Origin of the sequence: Streptomyces sp. NPDC050738, assembly GCF_040654175.1 — a bacterium.
Taxonomy (GTDB): Bacteria; Actinomycetota; Actinomycetes; order Streptomycetales; family Streptomycetaceae; genus Streptomyces.
The window spans coordinates 67,881-88,529 of the sequence record NZ_JBFAHN010000017.1 but is presented as its reverse complement, the minus strand read 5'-3'; the positions used below and the strand labels follow the sequence as shown (position 1 = coordinate 88,529).

Sequence of the window (20,649 nt, the reverse complement as noted above, 5' to 3'; positions counted from 1 at the left end):
GCGTACATGCCCCGCTGCACATCCAACTTAAATGATCTGACGTGCGAGTGACGCAACGGCGGCCACGAAGAGGCCGGCTGCCAAGAGGGCGGGGGTGTTCAGTCCCCAGGCGGCGGCCACGAAACCGCCGATCAGCGCACCCGCGGGGGCTCCGCCGGTCGAGAGCGTACGGAAGGCCGAGCTGATCCGGCCCACCATCGCCTCCGGACTGCGCTGCTGCATCAGCGTCACCTGATTCACGTTCCACACCATCCCGCATGTCCCGAACACCGCCATGGCCGCGATCGTCACCCCCAGCTCGCGGACGGTGCCCATCGCCACCAGGCAGCAGCACTGGACCGCCCCGGCGGCGAAAACGCTCCGTATCCGCCCGATCCGGTCCGCGAGCCTTCGCGCCAGCAGCCCGCCCACCAGGCTGCCCGCCCCGTACCCGGTGATGGCGGCCGCGTAGCCGGCCTGCCCGCCGCCGAGCCAGCCGGTGACCTGGAGGACCAGCGTGGCGATGAGCGCGCCCATGCCGATGTTGCAGAGCGTGGTGGCGATGCAGAGCGCGCGCAGCGTCCTGTCCTGCCACAGCACCCGTATCCCCTCGGCGATGTCACCGCGCAGGGTGGCTCCCGCGGCCCTGGGCGGCCGCTCGGGCGCCGCGAGCCGCAGGGAGGCGACCAGGCAGGCCGCCAGGACGTACGAGGCGGCATCGGCGGCGTACGGCACGGACGCGCCCGCCACCAGCAGGACCGGCACCAGCGGGGCGGCGACGAAGCCGCCCACGATCTGCTGTGCGGTCATCAGCCGGGCATTGGCGCTGCCCAGCGCCTGGGCCGGCACCAGCGAGGGCAGCAGAGCGGTCGCGGCGTTGTCGAAGAGCGTCTGCAGCGTGGTCAGCGCGAAGGCCAGCGCGATCAGCAGCGCGATGGAGGCATGACCCAGGCCCACCGCCACCGCGAAGGCCGCCATCAGCGTGCCCCGCACCAGGTCGACGGACCACATCGCCCGCCGCTGGTCCACCCGGTCGGCGACCGCCCCGCCGAGGAGACCGAACAGCAGCCAGGGCAGATATCCGCAGACCGTCACGAGCGAGACCAGAACCGGATCGCGGGTCAGCGAGGCGGCGAGCAGCGGCATGGCGGCCGTGCGCAGCGAGTCTCCGAATCTGGAGACGACGGCCGCGCTCCAGAGCCGCCCGAACCCCCCGCGCCAGGTCGGCGCCACCACCCCGGTCACTGCCGTCGTCACAACTTCCCCTCCCGGTCCGCTTCTTCACGACCGTAAGGGGTGCCACTGACAACGCGTCTCTCAACGCGGTCCGGCCGGACACCCCTTGAGGTGTCCGGCCGGACCGGTGCAGTGTTAGATCTCGCCCCGCAGCTTCGCGAGGGCCTCGGCGAGAATCGCCTCGCCGTCCTCGTCGCTGCGCCGCTCCCGTACGTACGCGAGATGCGTTTTGTACGGCTCGGTGCGCGGCGGGTCCGGTGGATTGTCGCGGTCCTGACCGGCCGGGAACCCGCAGCGCGGGCAGTCCCAAGTCTCCGGAACGGTCGCGTCGCTGGCGAAGCTCGGCTGCGTCTCGTGCCCGTTCGAGCACCAGAAGGAGATGCGGAGGCGCGGCGCGGACTCGCCCCGCTCGGCCTCACCCATCGGCCCCGCGCCGACCCGGCTGCCCCGGATCGCGTTGCCACTTGCCACGGTGTAACTCCCTGCGTGATGGTGCTCGAAGATGCCCCAGTCTACGTAAGGCCCAACGCACGTCCAGCGATTGGAGTTACTCGCAGCTCGTCAGCTGTCGAACTTCATGAGCAGACCCACCACGACAATGCACGCGAACCAGAGCAGACCGATCACCACGGTGATCCGGTCGAGGTTGCGCTCGGCGACCGAGGAGCCGCCGACGGACGACTGCATGCCGCCACCGAACATGTCGGAGAGGCCGCCGCCCTTTCCCTTGTGCATCAGCACCAGCAGCATCAGCAGCAGGCTGAAGACGATGAGGGCGATCGAGAACCCCATGATCACGGCTGGACCAACTTCCTCGGACTTGGACAGTGCTTGCATTCAGGTGCTCAAAACGTACTGCGGGGGCCGGGCGGCTGTCTCCAGCCCGCTCGGCCCCCGCAAGGGTACGACGGATCCGCGCTACCGCATACTCACTGGTCGCGGAACCGGACGATCTTGACGAACTCCTCGGCGTCGAGCGCCGCGCCACCGATCAGTGCACCGTCCACATCGGGCTGCGCCATGATCGCCGCGACGTTGCCGGACTTTACGCTGCCGCCGTACTGGATACGGACCGCGTCGGCCAGTTCCTGCGAGTACAGCTCGGCAAGACGGACGCGGATCGCGCCGCAGACCTCCTGCGCGTCCTCGGGGGTCGCGACCTCGCCGGTGCCGATCGCCCAGACCGGCTCGTACGCGATCACGATCGACTCGGCCTGCTCGGCCGGGACGTCCTTCAGGCCGCCGTCGAGCTGCGCGAGCGTGTAGGAGACCTGGTCACCGGCCTTGCGGATGTCCAGGCCCTCGCCGACGCAGAGGATCGGGGTGAGGCCGTGCTTGTAGGCCGCCTTGACCTTGGCGTTGCAGACCTCGTCGTTCTCGGCGTGGTACTGGCGGCGCTCGCTGTGGCCGACGGCGACGTACGTGCACTTCAGCTTGGCCAGCATCGGGCCCGAGATCTCGCCGGTGTAGGCACCGGAGTCCTGCGCCGAAATGTCCTGGGCGCCGTACTTGATCTTGAGCTTGTCGCCGTCGACCAGGGTCTGCACGGAGCGCAGGTCGGTGAAGGGCGGCAGGACGGCGACCTCTACGGCCTCGTAGTCCTTGTCCGCGAGCGCGAAGGCGAGCTTCTGCACGTGGGCGATGGCCTCGAGGTGGTTGAGGTTCATCTTCCAGTTGCCCGCCATCAGCGGGGTACGAGTGGTGCTCATGAAAAGTCAGCCCTCCAGGGCGGCGAGGCCGGGGAGCGTCTTGCCCTCGAGGTATTCGAGGCTCGCGCCGCCACCGGTCGAGATGTGGCCGAAAGCGTTCTCGTCGAAGCCCAGGATGCGGACCGCGGCGGCGGAGTCGCCACCGCCGACGACGGTGAATGCCGGGGAGTCGAGCAGCGCCTGGGCGACGGCCCTGGTGCCCTCGGCGTAGTCGGGGTGCTCGAAGACGCCCATCGGACCGTTCCAGAAGACGGTCTCCGCGTCGGCGAGCTTCGAGGCGTACAGCTTGCGGGTCTCGGGACCGATGTCCAGACCCTCCTGGTCGGCCGGGATGGCATCCGCGGCGACGGTGCTGGGGTTGGCCGGGGCCTTCGTCTTGAGGTCCGGGAACTCCGTGGAGATCAGCACGTCGACGGGGAGCACGAACTCCACGCCCTTGGCCTTGGCGCGCTCCAGGTACTCCAGGACCGTGGGGACCTGGTCCTCCTGCAGCAGCGAGATGCCGACCTCGTGGCCCAGGGCCTTGAGGAAGGTGTACGCCATGCCGCCGCCGATCAGGATCCGGTCGGCCTTCTCCAGGAGGTGGTCGATGACCCCGAGCTTGTCGGAGACCTTGGCACCGCCGAGCACGACCGCGTACGGGCGCTTGACGTCCGAGGTGAGCTTCTTCAGTACGCCGACCTCGGTGGCGATGAGGTAGCCCGCGGCGTGCGGCAGACGCGCCGGGAGGTCGAAGACCGAGGCGTGCTTGCGGTGCACGGCGCCGAAGCCGTCGCCGACGTACACATCGGCGAGCGTGGCGAGCTGGTCGGCGAAGGCGCCGCGCTCGGCGTCGTCCTTGGCGGTCTCGCCGGCGTTGAAGCGGAGGTTCTCGAGGACGGCGACCTGGCCGTCGGCGAGGCCCGCGACGACGGCCTTGGCGGACTCGCCGACCGTGTCGGTCGCGAACGCGACGTCGGCGCCCAGGAGTTCACCGAGGCGTGCGGCGGCGGGGGCGAGCGAGAAGGCCGGGTCCGGGGCGCCCTTGGGGCGGCCGAGGTGCGAGGCGACGACGACCCGCGCGCCGGCCTCGGCGAGCTTGGCGACGGTCGGCTGCACGGCGCGGATGCGGCCGTCGTCGGTGATGGTGGTGCCGTCGAGCGGCACGTTGAGGTCGGCGCGGACGAATACCCGCTTGCCCGCGACCCCTTCGGCGAGAAGTTCGTCGATCGTCTTCATAAATGCGGCTCCTCAGAAGGCCTGATCACGTACAACACGAACCACACAGCCAACAGGGCCCGGGCGGCGCATCATTGCGCCGGCCCGAGCCCTGCTGATCACATCTTGGTGCTCTCGGTGCTGATTAGAGCTGGCCGCCGACGAAGACGGTCAGGTCGACCAGGCGGTTGGAGTAGCCCCACTCGTTGTCGTACCAGCCGAGGATCTTCACCGTCGTGCCCTCCTGGACCATGGTCAGGGAGGAGTCGAAGGTGCAGGACGACGGGTCGCTCACGATGTCCGAGGAGACGATCGGGTCCTCGGTGTACGTCAGGAAGCCCTTGAGGTCGCCGTCGTCGGAGGCCTTCTTGAACGCGGCGTTGACCTCGTCCTTGGTGACCTCGCGCGCCAGGGTGACGACCAGGTCGGTCGCCGAACCCGTCGGGACCGGCACGCGCATCGCGATGCCGTCGAGCTTGCCCTTGAGCTGCGGCAGGACCAGGGCGGTCGCCTTGGCGGCGCCCGTCGTGGTCGGGATGATGTTCTCGGCTGCGGCGCGGGCGCGGCGCAGGTCCGAGTGCGGGTAGTCCAGGATGCGCTGGTCGTTGGTGTACGCGTGGACCGTCGTCATCAGGCCCTTGACGATGCCGAAGTTCTCGTCGAGAACCTTGGCCATCGGCGCCACACAGTTGGTGGTGCAGGAGGCGTTTGAGATGACGTGGTGGTTGGCCGCGTCGTACTTGTCGTGGTTGACGCCCATCACGATCGTGATGTCCTCGTCCTTGGCCGGAGCCGAGATGAGGACCTTCTTGGCGCCACCGGCGATGTGCTTCTCGGCGTCGGCCTTCTTGGTGAAGAAGCCGGTCGACTCGATGACGACGTCGACGCCCAGCTGACCCCAGGGGATGTCGGCCGGGTTGCGCTCGGAGAGCACCTTGATGGTCTTGCCGTCGACGGTGATGGTGTCGGCGGTGTGCGTCACCTCGGCCTTGAGGCGGCCCAGAATGGTGTCGTACTTCAGCAGGTGGGCGGTGGTCGCAGTGTCACCCAGGTCGTTGACAGCCACGATCTCGATGTCCGCACCCTGCTCAAGGAGCGCGCGGAAGTAGTTGCGCCCGATGCGGCCAAAGCCGTTGATGCCTACGCGGATCGTCACGAACCGATCTCCTCGTTGGTACGCCGGTTTTTGACTGCCGGCGAGTTGTATGGGATGTCCCCGACCGCCTCCGACCCTACCTCCCCAAAGCCCCCAAGGTGACATCGAGAGGGTCCGTTAGGGGGCCGCGCATGGCACGGCGACCCGTACCCACCAGTAGGGTTACGGGCCGCCGCGGCCGTGAGGGGACCTTGGTCCTCTCTTTGTCAGCGCAGGCTCGTCAGCGCCTTCCCGACGAGCTTCGCGCGGTCCGCCGCGCTCGGTACGTGCTCCAGGCCGAAGCCGAGGAGCACGGTGTCGCGGGTGGTGACCGCTCCGTACGTCTTGAAGAGCTCACCGGTGCGCGCCCAGTCGTTGGTGACGGGCGGGCTGCCCGCGGGGGGTCCCGCGACCGTCCAGGCGCCGAGCGAGGTTTCGAAGCCCTCGGTCTCGACCGCCTGGCCGCCGACGACGACGGAGGCGTTGTCCGCGAGGACACCGTGGCCGCCGGTACCGGGGTCGGTGATGTAGCTCAACGACACCTCGACCTTCTTGCCCGCGTAGGCACTGAGGTCGAAGGAGACCGGCTGCCAGCCGGCCGATGCGCCGGTGAAGGCGTTCCAGACGCCGCTGGTGCCGCTCGCCGTGCAGCCGGTGGAGGCCTGCGTCAGGTAGCGCTTGAGTGCGGGGTGCTCCTTGATGTAGAAACCGGCCTCGCACTCGGCGGGAACGGCGGTGCTGGTGGCGCCGCCCGTCTCGGGCAGGGTGGTCCAGTCCTCGGCTCCGGCCGTGTGGGCTTCGAGCACCGCGTTGTCGTATCCGGGCTCGGTGTCCCACAGGAGCTGGAACTTCAGGCTGGGGGCGTCTGCTGCCGCGACACCGGTCAGGTCGATGGTGTGGGTGAGTCGCTTCCAGGCGTCGTCCGTGTGGACGGCGGCGGCCATTCCCGTGCCCTCGTAGGGGCCGTAGGGGTTGACCGTGCCGGCGAACTGGCCTGCGCCCGCGCTCTTGAACTGCGGATAGGTGGCGACGGGCAGGTTGTCGGAGGTGATGCTGTACGACCCTGCCGCGTCCAGCGGGTTGCCGGGTGCGCCCGCGAGCGCACCGGAGTAGCCCGCCAGTTGGCCGGACCCGGTGAAGGCGGTGGCGCCCGCCGATGACGTGCGCGAGTAGGCGCCGAGGTAGTACTGGCTGAAGTCGTTGGTGCGGGTGCCGCCGATGTCGACGGAGCCGCCCGCCTGTTCGCCCGCCTCGATCAGCTTGCCGCCGTCGTTGAGGTAGTCGCGCAGGGCGAGCTGGGTGGTGAGGCCGGGGCGCGGGGCGCCGGTGTAGTGCACGACCTGACGGAAGTGGTCGAGCACGGCGAGCGCGTCGGGGGCGCCCTGGGTGGCGACGTCCCAGACGAGGGGCCGCTTGCCATTGGCCTTCAGCGCGTCGACGTAGGCCTGGGACTGGCTCGCGGTCGCGCCTTCCTCGGCCACGACGAGGGTGTCGGCCCTGGGGATCTGGGCCACGGTGTAGGTGAAGTGCTCGCTGGAGGTGCGCTTTCCGTGGGCGGTGCGACCGGTGTACCAGACCTCGACCTTGTCGCCCGGGTCGGCGTCCTCGACGGTGGCGCGGTAGGCGTCGAAGTAGAGGTTGTCCTTGCCGCCGTAGGTCTCGCCGCCCCTCCAGGCCTTGAGGTCCTCATCGTGTGTACGGCCGCCGTTGATGCGGTAGTTGAGCTCCTTGTCGCGCACCGACTTGCGGGCCACCACGGAGACCTGCTGGTCGGCGCCGCGTGCGTAGGACGTGGTGAAGGCGGCCGGCGTGAAGTCGGCGGCGCTCAGGCCGACCGAGGACGACGGCTGGTCCGGGTGGGCGGCGGTCTCGGCGACGGAGAGCGCGAAGGGGATGTTCTTCGCGAACTCGTCCTGGATCAGCTTCTCGTCGTCGGGGAAGTCGAAGACGGACCCGCAGTCCTCGGGCTTCCACACGTCGGCGGGGTCGATCGCCGATGCCGTCTGGCAGGTGCTCATCTCCGGGGTGAACATCGCCACGCCGTTGACGTTGCCGGCGTGTCCGTCGGCCTCGCCGTTGGTGGTGTAGAGCTCGGAGGAGACCTGCGGGTGGTAGCCGGGGATGGCCGAGTTGTCGGGGGTGCCTGCGAGCGCCTTGTAGAGCACGTCGTCGGGGGTGGGCGTGGCCACCTGCCAGCCGACTCCGTACAGCAACAGCTCCGCGGCCGAATGGTAGTTGATGGCGTAGGTGAAGCCGATGCGCTTCTCGAAGGCGTCGAGCGCCTTGGTCTCGGGCTCGGAGCCCGGGGCCGTGCCGCGGTAGGTCTCGTTGGCGGGGCTGGGGGACGAACCCTCGTCGTCGTAGCCCCACTTGTAGGCGAAGTTGCGGTTGAGGTCGACGCCGTCGCCGGTGGCTGTCGTGCCGTCACCGTTGTTGTCGTGGAGGTTCTTGCGCCACTCGCGGTCGCCGTCGGGCTTGAAGGTGTAGTCGTAGCCGTCGGGGTTGGCGGAGAGCACGAACCAGAGTTCGGTGGAGTCGACGAGCTTCGTGATCTGCTGATTCTTGCCGTAGTTGTCGAGGTAGTAGTGCATCAGCCGCCGGGTCATCTCGGGGGTGATCCACTCACGGGCGTGCTGGTTCGACATGTACAGCACGGCGGGCTTGGAGCCGTCCTTGGTCTTCTTCGCACCCTTGGAAAGCTTCAGCGCGAGGATGTCCTGGCCCTGGACGGTCTTGCCGATGGAGACGACCTTGGTGAGGTTCGGGTTCGCCTGGCCGGTCTTGACGATCTCCTCCTGGAGATTGCCCTTCCCGCTGTACGGGCGGAAGACTCCGTCGCTCGCGGCCTCCTGGGCGCTCAGCGCCTTCGCCGAGACCTTGTGCTCGGTGAGGTCGACGCCCTTCTTCTCGAGCTGGCCGGCCTGTTTGTCGGTGAGGTAGACCTCCACCTCGGCCTTGCCCTGTTTCGGCGCCTGTTGGCTCAGTTCCTGGCCGTCCTGACCGGCGGCGAGCAGCAGCGGTATCTGTTCCTTGGTGACCTGAGCATGGAAAACCTTGATGGCGTCGGACCCCGGATCAGGTGTCTTCGCGCCACTGGCCTGGGCGACGGGCGCCGCCGCCAGACCGGCTATCAGCAGTGAAGCCGCGGCGAGGATCGATCTCGCTCTGCGTCTCATGTGCCCCCCTTGCTGTTGTCTGCCACGTGAGTGGCATGACGACAGGCTGATGACACCTCATGATCATGTCAAGGGTGCAGAAATGGAACGCAAAAGACCGCTGCCGGGCCCCAACTGGGGCCCGGCAGCGGTCGACGGAAAGGGAGGGCGCGGTTCAGCCCACGAGGCTGTCGTCCAGCTCCTCGCTCAGATCCTCGCCGAGGTTGGACTCCGTACCCGGGATGCCCAGGTCCTGGGCCCGCTTGTCGGCCATGGCCAGCAGGCGGCGGATGCGGCCTGCGACCGCGTCCTTGGTCAGCGCAGGGTCGGCGAGTGCGCCCAGTTCCTCCAGCGAGGCCTGCTTGTGCTCCATGCGCAGCCGGCCCGCGGCGGCCAGATGTTCGGGAACCTCGTCCGCGAGGATCTCCAGCGCGCGCTGGACCCGGGCGCCCGCGGCGACCGCGGCGCGCGCCGAGCGGCGCAGGTTGGCGTCGTCGAAGTTGGCGAGGCGGTTGGCGGTGGCACGGACCTCGCGGCGCATCCGCCGCTCCTCCCAGGCCAGTACCGACTCGTGCGCGCCGAGCCGGGTCAGCAGGGCGCCGATGGCGTCTCCGTCGCGTACGACCACGCGGTCCACGCCGCGCACCTCGCGCGCCTTGGACGCGATCTGCAGCCTGCGGGCGGCGCCGACCAGGGCGAGGGCCGCCTCGGGCCCCGGGCAGGTCACCTCCAGGGAGGAGGAGCGGCCGGGCTCGGTGAGCGAGCCGTGGGCCAGGAACGCCCCCCGCCATGCCGCTTCGGCGTCACAGGTGGCCCCCGAGACCACCTGTGGGGGGAGACCCCGGATCGGACGGCCGCGGCCGTCCACGAGACCGGTCTGGCGTGCCAGTTGGTCGCCGCCCGCCACTACCCGTACAACAAAACGCGAACCTCTGCGCAACCCGCCGGGGGCCATCACGATCAGCTCCGAGCTGTGCCCGAAGATCTCCAGGATGTCCCGCTTGAGCCTGCGCGCCGCCATCGCGGTGTCCAGCTCCGCCTCGATCACAATCCGGCCACTCACCAGGTGGAGACCGCCGGCAAACCGAAGAATCGCCGAGACCTCCGCCTTCCTGCAGCAGGTCCGGGTGACGGGAAGCCGGGAAATTTCGTCCTTCACCGCTGCCGTCATCGCCATGGGCCGATCCTTCCATGCATCCGAAAAATACGGTCGTACGCGGCGGCCAGCAGCTCGGGGTCGTGTGTGGCCGAGCTGTCGGGCGCGGCCACCGGCGCCAGTTCGACCGTCGCCCCGAGCCGTTTGGCGGCTTCGGTCAGGCTCTCTCGGTCTCGCACGGCGGCCTCGTCGGCCAGAACCACGTCGAAGGCGAGTTTAGGGGCGTGTCGGGCCAAAACCTCCAAATGACGCTGCGGTGAGAAGCCATCTGTTTCACCGGGTTGTGGCGCGAGGTTGAGCGAAAGGACCTTCCGGGCCTTCGTGACGGTGAGCGCGTCGAGCAGTTCGGGCACGAGGAGATGCGGGATCACGGAGGAGAACCAGGAGCCGGGACCGAGCACCACCCAGTCCGCGTCGAGCACCGCGGCGACCGCCTCGGGAACGGCCGGCGGGTCGCTGGGGACGAGGTGGACGGACTGCACCTCGCCCGGGGTGAGCGCGACGGTGGCCTGGCCGCGGACGGTGTCCACGTCGTCGGGGCGGGCCGGGTCGTGGCCTCGTACGAGAGCTTCCAGGTCCAGCGGGATCGCGGACATGGGCAGCACCCTGCCGTGCGCGCCGAGCAGCTTGCCGACCAGGTCCAGGGCCTGGACGTGGTCGCCGAGCTGTTCCCAGAGGGCGACGATGAGGAGATTTCCGACCGCGTGCTCGTGCAGATCGCCCTTGGACTCGAAGCGGTGCTGGATGACCCTGGACCAGGTCTGGCCCCAGTCGTCGTCGCCGCAGAGCGCTGCGAGGGCCTTGCGGAGGTCGCCCGGCGGCAGGACGCCCAGCTCCTCGCGCAGACGTCCGCTGGAGCCGCCGTCGTCGGCGACGGTGACCACGGCGGTGAGGTCACCGGTGATCCGGCGCAGAGCGGTGAGCGACGCGGAGAGACCCATGCCGCCGCCGAGGGCGACGGTCTTGGGCTGGGCGCCGCGCTTGCGGCCCAGCCGGTTCAGCCGCAGGGACGACTTCACTCGCGCCCCATGTCCCGGTGGACGATGACGGTCTCCACCCCGGCCGCGGCGAGTCGCTTGGCGAGCTTCTCGGAGGTGGCGACCGAGCGGTGCTTGCCGCCGGTGCAGCCGACCGCGATGGTGACGTAGCGCTTGCCCTCACGGCGGTAGCCCGCGGCGATCAGCTGGAGCAGCTCGGTGTAGCGGTCGATGAACTCCTTGGCGCCGGGCTGGTTGAAGACGTAGTTGGAGACCTCTTCGTTGAGACCGGTGAAGGGGCGCAGCTCCGGGACCCAGTGGGGGTTGGGGAGGAAGCGCATGTCGACGACGAGGTCGGCGTCGACGGGCAGGCCGTACTTGAAGCCGAAGGACATCACGGTGGCCCGCAGCTCGGGCTCCTCGTCGCCCGCGAACTGGGCGTCCATCTTGGCGCGCAGCTCGTGCACGTTGAGCGAGGAGGTGTCGATCACCAGGTCGGCGTCGCCGCGCAGCTCGCGCAGCAGGTCGCGCTCGGCGGCGATCCCGTCGACGATGCGGCCGTCGCCCTGGAGCGGGTGCGGGCGGCGCACCGACTCGAAACGGCGGACCAGGGCGTCGTCGGAGGACTCCAGGAAAACGATCCGGCGGGTGACGTGCTTGGCCTCGAGGTCGGCGAGGGATTCGCGCAGATTGTCGAAGAAGCGTCGGCCGCGTACGTCGACGACGACGGCGATCCGCGCCACGTTGCCCTGCGAGCGGGCGCCGAGCTCGACCATGGTCGGGATCAGGGCGGGCGGCAGGTTGTCGACGACGAACCAGCCGAGGTCCTCCAGACACTTGGCCGCGGTGGAGCGTCCCGCGCCCGACATCCCGGAGATGATCACCAACTCGGGGATGGCCGGTTCGCCTCCTGCGGTGGCCTCGGCCGGCGTGCCGTTGCCCGTGCTGCCCGTGCTCACGTGTGCTCCGTCCCGTTCCTGCTGGTGCTGTTGTTCCTGGTCCTGGTCGTCACTGCTCATGCGCGCTGCCCCCGTCGTCTTCCATGATCTCTCCTGTTGCCGTGTTCACGGCGGGTGCGGCCGGTGCCGCCTGGGCGAGGGCCGCTGCCACGGTCTCGGCCGTCTTGCGGCCTATCCCGGGAACTTCGCAGATCTGGTCAATTGTGGCCTGCTTCAGCTTCTTCACCGAGCCGAAGTGCTTGATGAGGGCCTGTTTGCGGGTCTCGCCGAGGCCGGGCACGGTATCGAGCGGGCCCGCCTTGAAGCGCTTTGCGCGCTTGGCGCGCTGGTAGGTGATGGCGAAGCGGTGAGCCTCGTCACGTACCCGCTGGAGGAGGTAGAGGCCTTCGCTCGACCGGGGCAGGACGACGGGGTCGTCGTCGCCGGGGAGCCAGACCTCTTCGAGGCGCTTGGCGAGGCCGCAGACGGCGATGTCGTCGATGCCGAGCTCGTCCAGGGCGCGCTGGGCGGCGGCGACCTGAGGCTGGCCACCGTCGACGACCAGGAGCTGGGGCGGATAGGCGAAGCGCTTGGGGCGGCCGTCGTCCTCGGTGGGGGTCTCGCCGGGCTCGGACTGCTCCGCCCACTCCCCCGTCTCCGCCTTGTCGGCGAGGTAGCGCTTGAAGCGGCGGGTGATCACCTCGTGCATCGAGCGGACATCGTCCTGGCCCTCGAAGGTCTTGATCTGGAAGCGGCGGTACTCGCTCTTGCGGGCCAGGCCGTCCTCGAAGACCACCATCGAGGCCACCACGTCGTCGCCCTGCAGGTGGGAGATGTCGTAGCACTCGATACGGAGCGGAGCCGAGTCCAGGTCGAGTGCCCCGGCGATCTCCTCGAGGGCGCGGGAGCGGGTGGTGAGGTCCGACGCGCGCTTGGTCTTGTGCAGGATGAGGGACTGCTGGGCATTGCGCTGGACCGTGGCCATCAGGTCCTTCTTGTCGCCGCGCTGCGGGATGCGGAGCGATACGTTCGACCCGCGCCGCTCGGCGAGCCAGGCGGCGACCGCCTTCTCGTCCTCGGGGAGCGCGGGGACCAGCACTTCCTTGGGGACGGCGTCGCCCTTCTCCTCGCCGTACAGCTGCTGCAGCGCGTGCTCGACGAGGCCTGAGGTGTCGACGGCCTCGACCTTGTCGGTGACCCAGCCGCGCTGGCCGCGGACCCGGCCGCCGCGTACGTGGAAGATCTGGACGGCTGCTTCCAGTTCGTCCTCGGCGACGGCGATCAGGTCGGCATCGGTGGCGTCGTTGAAGACGATCGCGTTCTTCTCCAGGGCGCGCCGCAGGGCCTCGATGTCGTCGCGCAGGCGGCCGGCCTTCTCGTACTCCATCTCCTCGGCCGCCTCGTGCATCTGCTGCTCCAGGCGGCGGATGTACGTGCCGGACCGGCCGGCCATGAAGTCGCAGAACTCCTCGGCCAGTTCGCGGTGTTCCTCGGGGGTGACGCGGCCGACGCAGGGGGCCGAGCACTTTCCGATGTAGCCGAGGAGACAGGGGCGGCCGATCTGGGCGGAGCGCTTGAAGACCCCGGCGGAGCAGGTGCGGACGGGGAAGACGCGGAGCATCAGGTCGACGGTCTCGCGGATCGCCCAGGCGTGGCCGTACGGGCCGAAGTAGCGCACGCCCTTCTTCTTGGGGCCGCGCATGACCTGGACGCGGGGGAATTCTTCGTTGAGCGTCACCGCGAGCGACGGATAGCTCTTGTCGTCGCGGTACTTGACGTTGAACCGCGGGTCGAACTCCTTGATCCAGGACCATTCCAGCTGGAGCGCCTCGACCTCGGTGGAGACCACCGTCCACTCGACGGAGGCGGCCGTGGTGACCATCGTGCGGGTGCGCGGGTGGAGGTTGGCGATGTCCTGGAAGTACGAGGAGAGGCGCGGGCGGAGGCTTTTCGCCTTGCCCACGTAGATCACCCGGCGGTGTTCGTCACGGAATTTGTAGACCCCCGGCGAGTCGGGGATCTGTCCCGGCTTCGGGCGGTAACTGGAGGGGTCGGCCATGGTGGACAGCCTACTGGCGGGGGCTGACAGTGGGGCCCGCCCGGGGAGGCGGGCGGGCCCCGGCGAATCAGCGGCGGCGCCGTCGTACGGTCACGGCCCCGGCGGCCAGCAGGGCCGCTCCGGCCGCGCCCGCGGCGGCGGGAGCGAGGGAGGAGTCGTGGCCGGCGGACGCTGCGGCATGGGGCTTCGGTGCTGGTGCGCCGTAGCCGCCCGCCTTGCCGGACTTGGCGTAGGCGGAGCCCGGGAGCTTGTCGCCGTAGGCCTGCTGGACGTGGTGACGGTAGGCGGTGAGGGTGGTGCCGTGCGCGCCGATGGTCCGTACCGCGTCCTCGTCCAGGGGCAGGACCTCGGCGCCCTTGCTGACGTACCAGGCGTCGATCTGCGGTTCGCGGAAGACCGTGCCGCCGGGGAGGCTGCGGGCGCCGGCCGCGCTGTAGCGGGTCTCGTCGTCGCCCGTGGCGATGTTCACCACCTGCCATGTCGAGCCCTGGCGGGCGGTCCAGAGGGAGGCCTTCTGTCCGTCGGAGGAGACCGCCGTACTGGCCATGAAGTCGAGGTGCGCGACCGCGGCGCCGGGGCGTCCTGCGACGAATTCCGGGGCGAGCGTGTAGACGGGGACGGTTCCGCCTTCGATACGCGGGGCTGCCGCGGACAGGGCGACCTTGCCGTCGCGGGCGAAGAAGCGCGAGAGCGTGGTGAGGGTGGCGGGGGCGGTCGCCGCCGCGTGGGCCGCCTTGGTGTCCGGCGAGGGGGCGCTCGCGGAGGCGTGCGGCGCCGCGAGCAGGAGCAGGGTCGCCGCGGTGCCGGCGAGGACCGCTCGGCCAAGACGTCCGGTCATCGCGTCACGCCCCTATCCGGTAGAGCGAGTGGGTCCAGGAGAACTCGTTGTTGTTCACGTACCAGGCGTGGGAAGCCCAGTTGTAGCGGTCGTTGGAGGGCCAGGGGTCGCCCCAGTAGACCCAGCTGTTCGCGCTGTCGTAGCCGTACACGACATGCATGTGGCCTCCGCCGCTCGACCACTGGATGCGGGTCTCGACGGGGCGGTTGGCGTCGATCTCGCTCTGGACGGTGGTGTAGCGGAGCCAGCCGGTCACATACGAGCCGGAGTTGATGCCCGCCCAGTCCAGGCCGTTCTGGACATCGCCGAGGCTGGCCTGGGAGTTGGGGCAGTCGTAGCCCTGCTGGCGGCCGAAGGCGGCGTTGCAGAACTGGTTCTGGGAGTAGGTGCGGCCGAACCAGGTGGCGATGGTGTTGCCGCTCGCCGCCCAGCACCAGTTGGTCTTCTGCTGGGACTGCATGGTGATGTTCAGGCGTTTGGCGGCCGCGACCGCGGCGGTGGCGGTCGGCGTGGTCTGGTCCGCCGAGGCCGTCGTCGCCGGTGCGGCGAAGATCGCCGCGGCCAGCAGGGCGGCTGCGGAGAGCCATCTCTTCTTGTTGCGCATCGCGTTCCTCCCGGGGCGGGGGGTGGGTTGGAGGAGCGCGTCCGGACGCTGCTGAGGAGCATCGGCGGTTGTCGGGGTCAGGTCAACACGCTTCCGTACGGCGCGGGACGGCACTGTGAACAGCGGGGGTGGAGTGTGAACGGCCCTTGCCGGTACGGTCGGTCGCCCGGCGCCTCCACCCCGCGCTCGTTGTGAACGTTCACCTGAGGAGTCCGTATGGGACATCCCGAGGCCGATCTCGCACAGATGCTGCACACGGGGCCCTTCCATCTGGCCCTGCGCACGGCGATCGCGGTGCGCGGGCTGCCGCTGCAGCGGGTGCAGCACCGGCTCGCGAGCCGTGGCATCAAGGTCGGTGTGACGAGCCTGAGTTACTGGCAGCAGGGTGCGCGCCGCCCCCAGCGGCCCGAGTCGCTGCGCGCCGTGCGCGCGCTGGAGGACGTACTGGAGCTGCCGGGCGAGTCGCTGTTGCGGCTGCTGGACGCGGAGGGCGCGCGGGCGGAGGTCGAACGGCCCGCCACTCGCTCCTACCGGTCGCTGGTCGAGTCGTCAGGCGCCGTCGAGCGGCTCATCGCGGGGCTGGAACTGCCGACGGACGGCGGGCTGCACACGGTGGGGCATCACGAGCGGGTACGGATCGGCGCGGGGCGCGAGCTGACGGGGCGCGATTCGGAGCATGTCGTACGCGCCCACCGGGACGGCATCGACCGCTATCTGGCGATCCACCGCGGCGATCCGGGGTGCGATCCGGCCGGTGTGGTGGTGCGGGCCGGCGAGAACTGCCGTATCGGGCGGGTGCGATGGGAGCACGAGAGCGGGGTGCTGGTGGCCGAACTGCTCTTCGACGCACGGCTGCGGGCCGGGGAGACCTATCTCTTCGGGTACGGCTTCGAGGACGGGACCGGAGGCGAGAGCAGCGAGTACGTGCGGGGCTTCAGCTTCGGCGGCGGCCAGTACGTGCTGCAAGTGCGCTTCGACGAGGGGGCGTTGCCGGTGCGGTGCAGCAAATTCGCGCAGGCGTCGGCGGGCGCGGTGCGGGCCGCGCGCTCGGATCTGACGCTGAGCGGTGTCCGCCGGACGGTGCATCTGGTGGAACAGGGACTGCGGCCCGGGATCCTGGGGATCGGGTGGGACTGGGCCTAGGAAGTCCCGGGCCGCAGGTTCTGCCTATGCGTCGGGGCCCGCGATGAGCTTGCCGCCCGTCACCTTGACCGGGACCTCGGGCAGCGGCTTGGTGGCCGGGCCCTGGATGACCTTGCCCGTGGTCACGTCGAAGCGGCTGCCGTGGCAGGCACAGTCGCCCTCCGTCTTCACGACCTTCTCCAGGACGCAGCCCGCGTGGGTGCAGGTGGCGCTGAAGGCCTTGTACTCGCCCTTGGCCGGGCAGCTGACGACCAGCTTCTGTTCGCGGTAGAGCACCGCCCCGCCTACGGGCACCGCGTCCGCCGCACCGAGATCGACCGGGGCGGTCGGGGTGGCCGACGTCCCGCCCTTGGATTCGGTCGAGCAGGCGGTGAGCCCCACCCCCGCAACGCCCGCGAGCGCGGCGCCCTTCAGCACGGAACGGCGGGCGGCAGGCAGGCCTGACATGGAGTCTCCACTGGTCAGAGGCGTCGGTGACAGAAGCGACGATACCGGGGGAGATCAACGCGGACCGCGCAGGGCTCAGAGGAAGCCGGCGACCGCGCTGCGGAAGCCTTCCGGGTCCTCCGCCCAGGGCAGATGACCGGCGCCGCGGAGCGTGATGCGCCGTACGTCGGGGAGCGCGGTCTCCAGCGAGTCCACCACCCGGCGTGCGCGGATGTCCTTCTCGCCGTCGACGATCAGCACCGGGATCTTCAGCACCTCACACCGGTTGCGCAGCGCGGGGCGGCCCCAGCTCCGCTTGTTCTCGGCGTTGAGTGCCTTGTTCGACGCCTGGTTGATGGCGTACCAGGGGGTGGCCATCGCCTCGGCCAGCTCCATGGCGCGGCCGCGGCTCTGGAACTCCACCGACCACTGCAGTACGGCGCGTTCGCGACCCGTGGCCTCCGCCCAGCGGTCCAGGTTCTTGCCCAGCGCCTTGCGGAAGGCTTTCGCGTACTGCGGGTGCCAGGAGGTGACCGGGTCGATGCCCATGCCCGAGACGTACACGATGCGACTCACCCGGCCGGGGTGCTCCAGGGCGTAGGCCAGGGCGAGTTGGGCGCCCCAGGAGTGGCCGAGCAGCACGATCTGCTCCAGGCCGAAGTGGTGGCGTACGGCTTCAAGGTCCGCGACCGCACCGGTCAGGGTGTATGGGCCATCGGACGGGGCGGAACGGCCGCAGCCCCGCTGGTCCCAGCGGTACACGCTGTGGCCGGGGAGCAGTGCGGCCACGTCCTGAAGGGTGTCCCAGAGGCCGGGGCCGCCGTGGCAGAGGATGACCGGCGGGCCTTCTCCGCCCTGTGCGGCCCAGAGTTCGGTGCCGTCGTCGGTCTTCACCACTGTCTCGTTCATGGCGCCAGTCTGCCTGCGGAAACGTTTGGCCGCGTGCAATTGCAGGTGACGTCAGCCGCGTTGGCGACGGGCGGCAAAACGGCCGCAGCCGTTCCGGAACGTTCCGGAACGGCTGCGCGAACTGGGCCTGCCCGCTACGCCTTGCGCGCGCGGGCCGTCTTCTTCGCCGGTGCGGCCTTGGCCGCGACCGTCGTCTTCTTGGCCGCGGTCTTCTTGGCCGCCGCCTTCTTCGCCGGCTTGCGCGCCGCGGGCACTCCCGCGTCGCTGATCCGTTCGGCATCGAGGATGTCGCGCAGGAACTTGCCGGTGTGGCTGGCCGCGACGCCCGCGACCTGCTCGGGCGATCCCTCGGCGATGACCAGACCGCCGCCGCTGCCGCCCTCGGGGCCCATGTCGATGACCCAGTCCGCGGTCTTGATCACATCGAGGTTGTGCTCGATGACGACCACCGTGTTGCCCTTGTCTACCAGACCGGAGAGCACGTTGATGAGCTTGCTGATGTCCTCGAAGTGCAGACCGGTGGTCGGCTCGTCCAGGACGTACACCGTGCGGCCCGTGGAGCGCTTCTGCAGCTCGGATGCGAGCTTCACGCGCTGCGCCTCACCACCGGAGAGCGTCGGCGCGGACTGACCCAACCGCACGTATCCCAGACCGACTTCATTGAGGGTCCGCAGATGGCGGGCGATCGTCGGGACGGCCTCGAAGAAGTCCAGGCCCTCCTCGATGGGCATGTCCAGGACCTCGGCGATGGACTTGCCCTTGTAGTGGACCTCCAGCGTCTCGCGGTTGTAGCGCGCTCCGTGGCAGACCTCGCACGGGACGTACACGTCCGGCAGGAAGTTCATCTCGATCTTGATCGTGCCGTCGCCGGAGCAGTTCTCGCAGCGGCCGCCCTTGACGTTGAAGGAGAAGCGGCCGGGGAGATACCCGCGGACCTTCGCCTCCATCGTCTCGGCGAACAGCTTGCGGACGTGGTCGAAGACTCCGGTGTACGTCGCCGGGTTGGACCGGGGCGTGCGGCCGATCGGCGACTGGTCGACATGGACCACCTTGTCGACGAGGTCGTCGCCCTCGACGCGGGTGTGGCGTCCGGGGACGGCGCGCGCGCCGTTCAACTCCCTTGCCAGGTGGGTGTAGAGGATGTCGTTGACCAGCGTGGACTTGCCGGATCCCGAGACGCCCGTGACCGCGGTCAGGACGCCGAGCGGGAAGGAGACGTCGATGTCCTGGAGGTTGTTCTCGCGCGCGCCGTGGACCGTGAGCCGGCGGCTCGGGTCGATCGGGCGGCGAATGTCCGGGGTCGGGATGGCCCGCTTCCCGGACAGGTACTGGCCTGTGATCGACTCCTCGTTGGTGAGCAGCTCCTTGAGCGAGCCGCTGTGCACGACCTTCCCGCCGTGCTCACCGGCGCCAGGACCGATGTCGACGACCCAGTCGGCGACCTTGATGGTGTCCTCGTCGTGCTCGACGACGATGAGCGTGTTGCCCATGTCGCGCAGCCGCACCAGGGTCTCGATCAACCGGTGGTTGTCGCGCTGGTGCAGGCCGATGGACGGCTCGTCCAGTACGTAGAGCACGCCGACCAGGCCGGAGCCGATCTGGGTGGCGAGGCGGATGCGCTGGGCCTCGCCGCCGGAGAGGGTGCCCGCGGCGCGGTTCAGGGAGAGGTAGTCCAGGCCCACGTCCACCAGGAACTTCAGGCGTTCGTTGACCTCCTTCAGCACTCGCTCGGCGATCTTCTTGTCGCGGGCGTTGAGCTTCAGGACGCCGAGGAAGTCCGCGCACTCGCTGATGGACATCGCGGCGACCTGGGCGATGGACTTCTCCATCACGGTGACAGCGAGAACGATCGGCTTGAGGCGCGTGCCCTCACAGGTCGGGCAGGGCACTTCGCGCATGTAGCCCTCGAAGCGCTCACGGCTGGAGTCGCTCTCGGACTCCGCGTGACGGCGCTTGACGAAGGGGACCGCCCCCTCGAAGGAGGTGGTGTAGGCGCGCTCGCGGCCGTAGCGGTTGCGGTACCGGACCTCGATCTGGGTCTTGTGACCGTAGAGCAGAGCCTTCTTGGCGCGCTGCGGGAGCCCGGCCCAGGGGATGTCGGTCCGGAATCCGAGCTCTTCGGCCAGCGCGTTGACCAGGCGGTTGAAGTACTCCTTGGTGTGGCCGAGCGACCACGGGGAGACCGCGCCCTCTTCGAGGGACTTGTCCTCGTCAGGGATGATCAGCTCGGGGTCGACCTCCATGCGCGTGCCGATGCCGGTGCACTCGGGGCAGGCGCCGAAGGGCGAGTTGAAGGAGAAGGAGCGGGGCTCCAGCTCCTCGAAGGAGAGGTCGTCGTACGCGCAGTAGAGGTGCTCGGAGTACATCCGCTCACGCTCGGGGTCGTCCGCCGGGAGGTCCACGAAGTCCAGCACGACCATGCCGCCGGCCAGCCCGAGGGCCGTCTCGACGGAGTCGGTGAGGCGGCGCTTGGCGCCGTCCTTCACCGTGAGGCGGTCGATGACCACCTCGATGGTGTGCTTCTCCTGCTTCTTCAGCTTGGGCGGGTCGGAGAGCTGGATCGTCTCGCCGTCCACGCGCGCCCGGCTGTAGCCCTTGGTCTGCAGATCGGCGAAGAGGTCGACGAACTCGCCCTTGCGCTCGCGGACGAGCGGGGAGAGCACCTGGAAGCGGCTGCCCTCGGGGAGCTCCAGGACCTTGTCGACGATGGCCTGCGGCGACTGGCGCGCGATGGGCCGGCCGCACTGGGGGCAGTGCGGCTTGCCGATGCGCGCGAAGAGCAGGCGGAGGTAGTCGTAGACCTCGGTGATCGTGCCGACCGTCGAGCGCGGGTTGCGCGAGGTCGACTTCTGGTCGATCGAGACGGCCGGGGAGAGGCCCTCGATGAAGTCGACGTCCGGCTTGTCCATCTGACCGAGGAACTGCCGGGCGTAGGAGGAGAGCGACTCGACGTACCGGCGCTGCCCCTCGGCGAAGATCGTGTCGAACGCGAGGGAGGACTTGCCCGATCCCGAGAGCCCGGTGAAGACGATCAGGGAGTCGCGCGGGAGATCGAGCGAGACGTTCTTGAGGTTGTGCTCGCGAGCGCCACGAACGATGAGACGGTCGGCCACGCCGGTTCGCACCTTTCTTGAGGGGGGTGACAGGGGGCAGCCCCCCGTCGTTTTCAGACTAGAGGGAGCCACTGA

Annotated in this window: 17 protein-coding genes; 1 reads left to right on the top strand and 16 read right to left on the bottom strand. The window is 69.4% G+C overall.

Going from position 1 to position 20,649, the window contains the following annotated elements:
* Window positions 1-27: 27 nt before the first annotated feature.
* The 13 genes from AB0H78_RS32170 to AB0H78_RS32110 form a co-directional block, all read right to left on the bottom strand.
* The gene (locus AB0H78_RS32170) at window positions 28-1,236 is read right to left on the bottom strand and encodes an MFS transporter (protein WP_363238234.1); all 1,209 of its coding nucleotides are present in this window, start codon (window positions 1,234-1,236) and stop codon (window positions 28-30) included.
* Window positions 1,237-1,350: 114 nt separating this feature from the next.
* On the bottom strand, window positions 1,351-1,638 hold the full coding sequence (locus tag AB0H78_RS32165) for an RNA polymerase-binding protein RbpA (RefSeq protein WP_363238326.1): 288 nt from the start codon (window positions 1,636-1,638) through the stop codon (window positions 1,351-1,353).
* A gap of 138 nt (window positions 1,639-1,776) precedes the next feature.
* Entirely contained in the window at window positions 1,777-2,007 is a 231-nt protein-coding gene (secG, locus tag AB0H78_RS32160) for a preprotein translocase subunit SecG (RefSeq protein WP_363238325.1), read from the bottom strand.
* Between the two features lie 137 nt (window positions 2,008-2,144).
* Window positions 2,145-2,924 (bottom strand): triose-phosphate isomerase, encoded by a 780-nt coding sequence (gene tpiA / locus AB0H78_RS32155; RefSeq protein WP_363238233.1) that lies wholly within the window; start codon window positions 2,922-2,924, stop codon window positions 2,145-2,147.
* Between the two features lie 6 nt (window positions 2,925-2,930).
* Window positions 2,931-4,142 carry a phosphoglycerate kinase gene (locus AB0H78_RS32150; RefSeq protein WP_363238232.1) on the bottom strand — a complete coding sequence of 404 codons (1,212 nt, stop codon included), beginning with the start codon at window positions 4,140-4,142 and terminating at the stop codon, window positions 2,931-2,933.
* 124 nt (window positions 4,143-4,266) lie between these two features.
* Window positions 4,267-5,277 carry a type I glyceraldehyde-3-phosphate dehydrogenase gene (gap, locus tag AB0H78_RS32145; protein WP_363238231.1) on the bottom strand — a complete coding sequence of 337 codons (1,011 nt, stop codon included), beginning with the start codon at window positions 5,275-5,277 and terminating at the stop codon, window positions 4,267-4,269.
* Between the two features lie 206 nt (window positions 5,278-5,483).
* Window positions 5,484-8,432, bottom strand: coding sequence for a M14 family zinc carboxypeptidase (locus tag AB0H78_RS32140; RefSeq protein WP_363238230.1), 2,949 nt, complete (start codon window positions 8,430-8,432; stop codon window positions 5,484-5,486).
* 154 nt (window positions 8,433-8,586) lie between these two features.
* Window positions 8,587-9,588, bottom strand: coding sequence for a DNA-binding protein WhiA (whiA, locus tag AB0H78_RS32135; protein WP_363238229.1), 1,002 nt, complete (start codon window positions 9,586-9,588; stop codon window positions 8,587-8,589).
* Window positions 9,579-10,586, bottom strand: coding sequence for a uridine diphosphate-N-acetylglucosamine-binding protein YvcK (yvcK, locus tag AB0H78_RS32130; RefSeq protein ID WP_363238228.1), 1,008 nt, complete (start codon window positions 10,584-10,586; stop codon window positions 9,579-9,581). The genes whiA and yvcK overlap by 10 nt, the downstream gene beginning before the upstream one ends.
* Window positions 10,583-11,563 carry an RNase adapter RapZ gene (gene rapZ, locus AB0H78_RS32125; protein WP_363238227.1) on the bottom strand — a complete coding sequence of 327 codons (981 nt, stop codon included), beginning with the start codon at window positions 11,561-11,563 and terminating at the stop codon, window positions 10,583-10,585. Before rapZ ends, yvcK begins: the two co-directional genes overlap by 4 nt.
* A complete protein-coding gene (uvrC, locus tag AB0H78_RS32120; RefSeq protein ID WP_363238226.1) occupies window positions 11,553-13,541 on the bottom strand; it encodes an excinuclease ABC subunit UvrC in 1,989 nt (662 codons plus the stop codon). Before uvrC ends, rapZ begins: the two co-directional genes overlap by 11 nt.
* A 67-nt stretch (window positions 13,542-13,608) precedes the next feature.
* Window positions 13,609-14,379: a hypothetical protein gene (locus AB0H78_RS32115; RefSeq protein ID WP_363238225.1), complete on the bottom strand. Its 771-nt coding sequence runs from the start codon at window positions 14,377-14,379 to the stop codon at window positions 13,609-13,611.
* Window positions 14,380-14,383: 4 nt separating this feature from the next.
* Window positions 14,384-14,983 (bottom strand): papain-like cysteine protease family protein, encoded by a 600-nt coding sequence (locus AB0H78_RS32110; RefSeq protein WP_363238224.1) that lies wholly within the window; start codon window positions 14,981-14,983, stop codon window positions 14,384-14,386.
* 216 nt (window positions 14,984-15,199) lie between these two features.
* Here AB0H78_RS32110 and AB0H78_RS32105 point away from each other — a divergent pair, with 216 nt between their 5' ends.
* Window positions 15,200-16,126, top strand: a complete 927-nt coding sequence (locus tag AB0H78_RS32105) for a hypothetical protein (RefSeq protein ID WP_363238223.1) — start codon at window positions 15,200-15,202, stop codon at window positions 16,124-16,126.
* Window positions 16,127-16,150: 24 nt separating this feature from the next.
* On the opposite strand, the gene AB0H78_RS32100 is transcribed toward AB0H78_RS32105, so the two are convergent.
* The 3 genes from AB0H78_RS32100 to uvrA all read right to left on the bottom strand — a co-directional run bounded on the left by AB0H78_RS32100 (window position 16,151) and on the right by uvrA (window position 20,574).
* A complete protein-coding gene (locus AB0H78_RS32100; protein ID WP_363238222.1) occupies window positions 16,151-16,573 on the bottom strand; it encodes a Rieske (2Fe-2S) protein in 423 nt (140 codons plus the stop codon).
* Window positions 16,574-16,648: 75 nt separating this feature from the next.
* On the bottom strand, window positions 16,649-17,461 hold the full coding sequence (locus AB0H78_RS32095) for an alpha/beta hydrolase (RefSeq protein WP_363238221.1): 813 nt from the start codon (window positions 17,459-17,461) through the stop codon (window positions 16,649-16,651).
* Window positions 17,462-17,595: 134 nt separating this feature from the next.
* Complete coding sequence (gene uvrA, locus AB0H78_RS32090) at window positions 17,596-20,574, bottom strand: excinuclease ABC subunit UvrA (protein WP_363238220.1); 2,979 nt, start codon at window positions 20,572-20,574, stop codon at window positions 17,596-17,598.
* Window positions 20,575-20,649 lie beyond the last annotated feature (75 nt).

Excerpts from the sequence above, each read along its gene's own strand:
- AB0H78_RS32165 (WP_363238326.1), bottom strand. The coding sequence starts at position 1,638 with ATGGGTGAGGCCGAGCGGGGCGAGTCCGCGCCGCGCCTCCGCATCTCC.
- secG (WP_363238325.1), bottom strand. The coding sequence starts at position 2,007 with ATGGGGTTCTCGATCGCCCTCATCGTCTTCAGCCTGCTGCTGATGCTG.
- tpiA (WP_363238233.1), bottom strand. The coding sequence starts at position 2,924 with ATGAGCACCACTCGTACCCCGCTGATGGCGGGCAACTGGAAGATGAAC.
- AB0H78_RS32150 (WP_363238232.1), bottom strand. The coding sequence starts at position 4,142 with ATGAAGACGATCGACGAACTTCTCGCCGAAGGGGTCGCGGGCAAGCGG.
- AB0H78_RS32140 (WP_363238230.1), bottom strand. The coding sequence starts at position 8,432 with ATGAGACGCAGAGCGAGATCGATCCTCGCCGCGGCTTCACTGCTGATA.
- whiA (WP_363238229.1), bottom strand. The coding sequence starts at position 9,588 with ATGGCGATGACGGCAGCGGTGAAGGACGAAATTTCCCGGCTTCCCGTC.
- rapZ (WP_363238227.1), bottom strand. The coding sequence starts at position 11,563 with ATGAGCAGTGACGACCAGGACCAGGAACAACAGCACCAGCAGGAACGG.
- uvrC (WP_363238226.1), bottom strand. The coding sequence starts at position 13,541 with ATGGCCGACCCCTCCAGTTACCGCCCGAAGCCGGGACAGATCCCCGAC.
- AB0H78_RS32115 (WP_363238225.1), bottom strand. The coding sequence starts at position 14,379 with ATGACCGGACGTCTTGGCCGAGCGGTCCTCGCCGGCACCGCGGCGACC.
- AB0H78_RS32110 (WP_363238224.1), bottom strand. The coding sequence starts at position 14,983 with ATGCGCAACAAGAAGAGATGGCTCTCCGCAGCCGCCCTGCTGGCCGCG.
- AB0H78_RS32105 (WP_363238223.1), top strand. The coding sequence starts at position 15,200 with ATGGGACATCCCGAGGCCGATCTCGCACAGATGCTGCACACGGGGCCC.
- AB0H78_RS32100 (WP_363238222.1), bottom strand. The coding sequence starts at position 16,573 with ATGTCAGGCCTGCCTGCCGCCCGCCGTTCCGTGCTGAAGGGCGCCGCG.
- AB0H78_RS32095 (WP_363238221.1), bottom strand. The coding sequence starts at position 17,461 with ATGAACGAGACAGTGGTGAAGACCGACGACGGCACCGAACTCTGGGCC.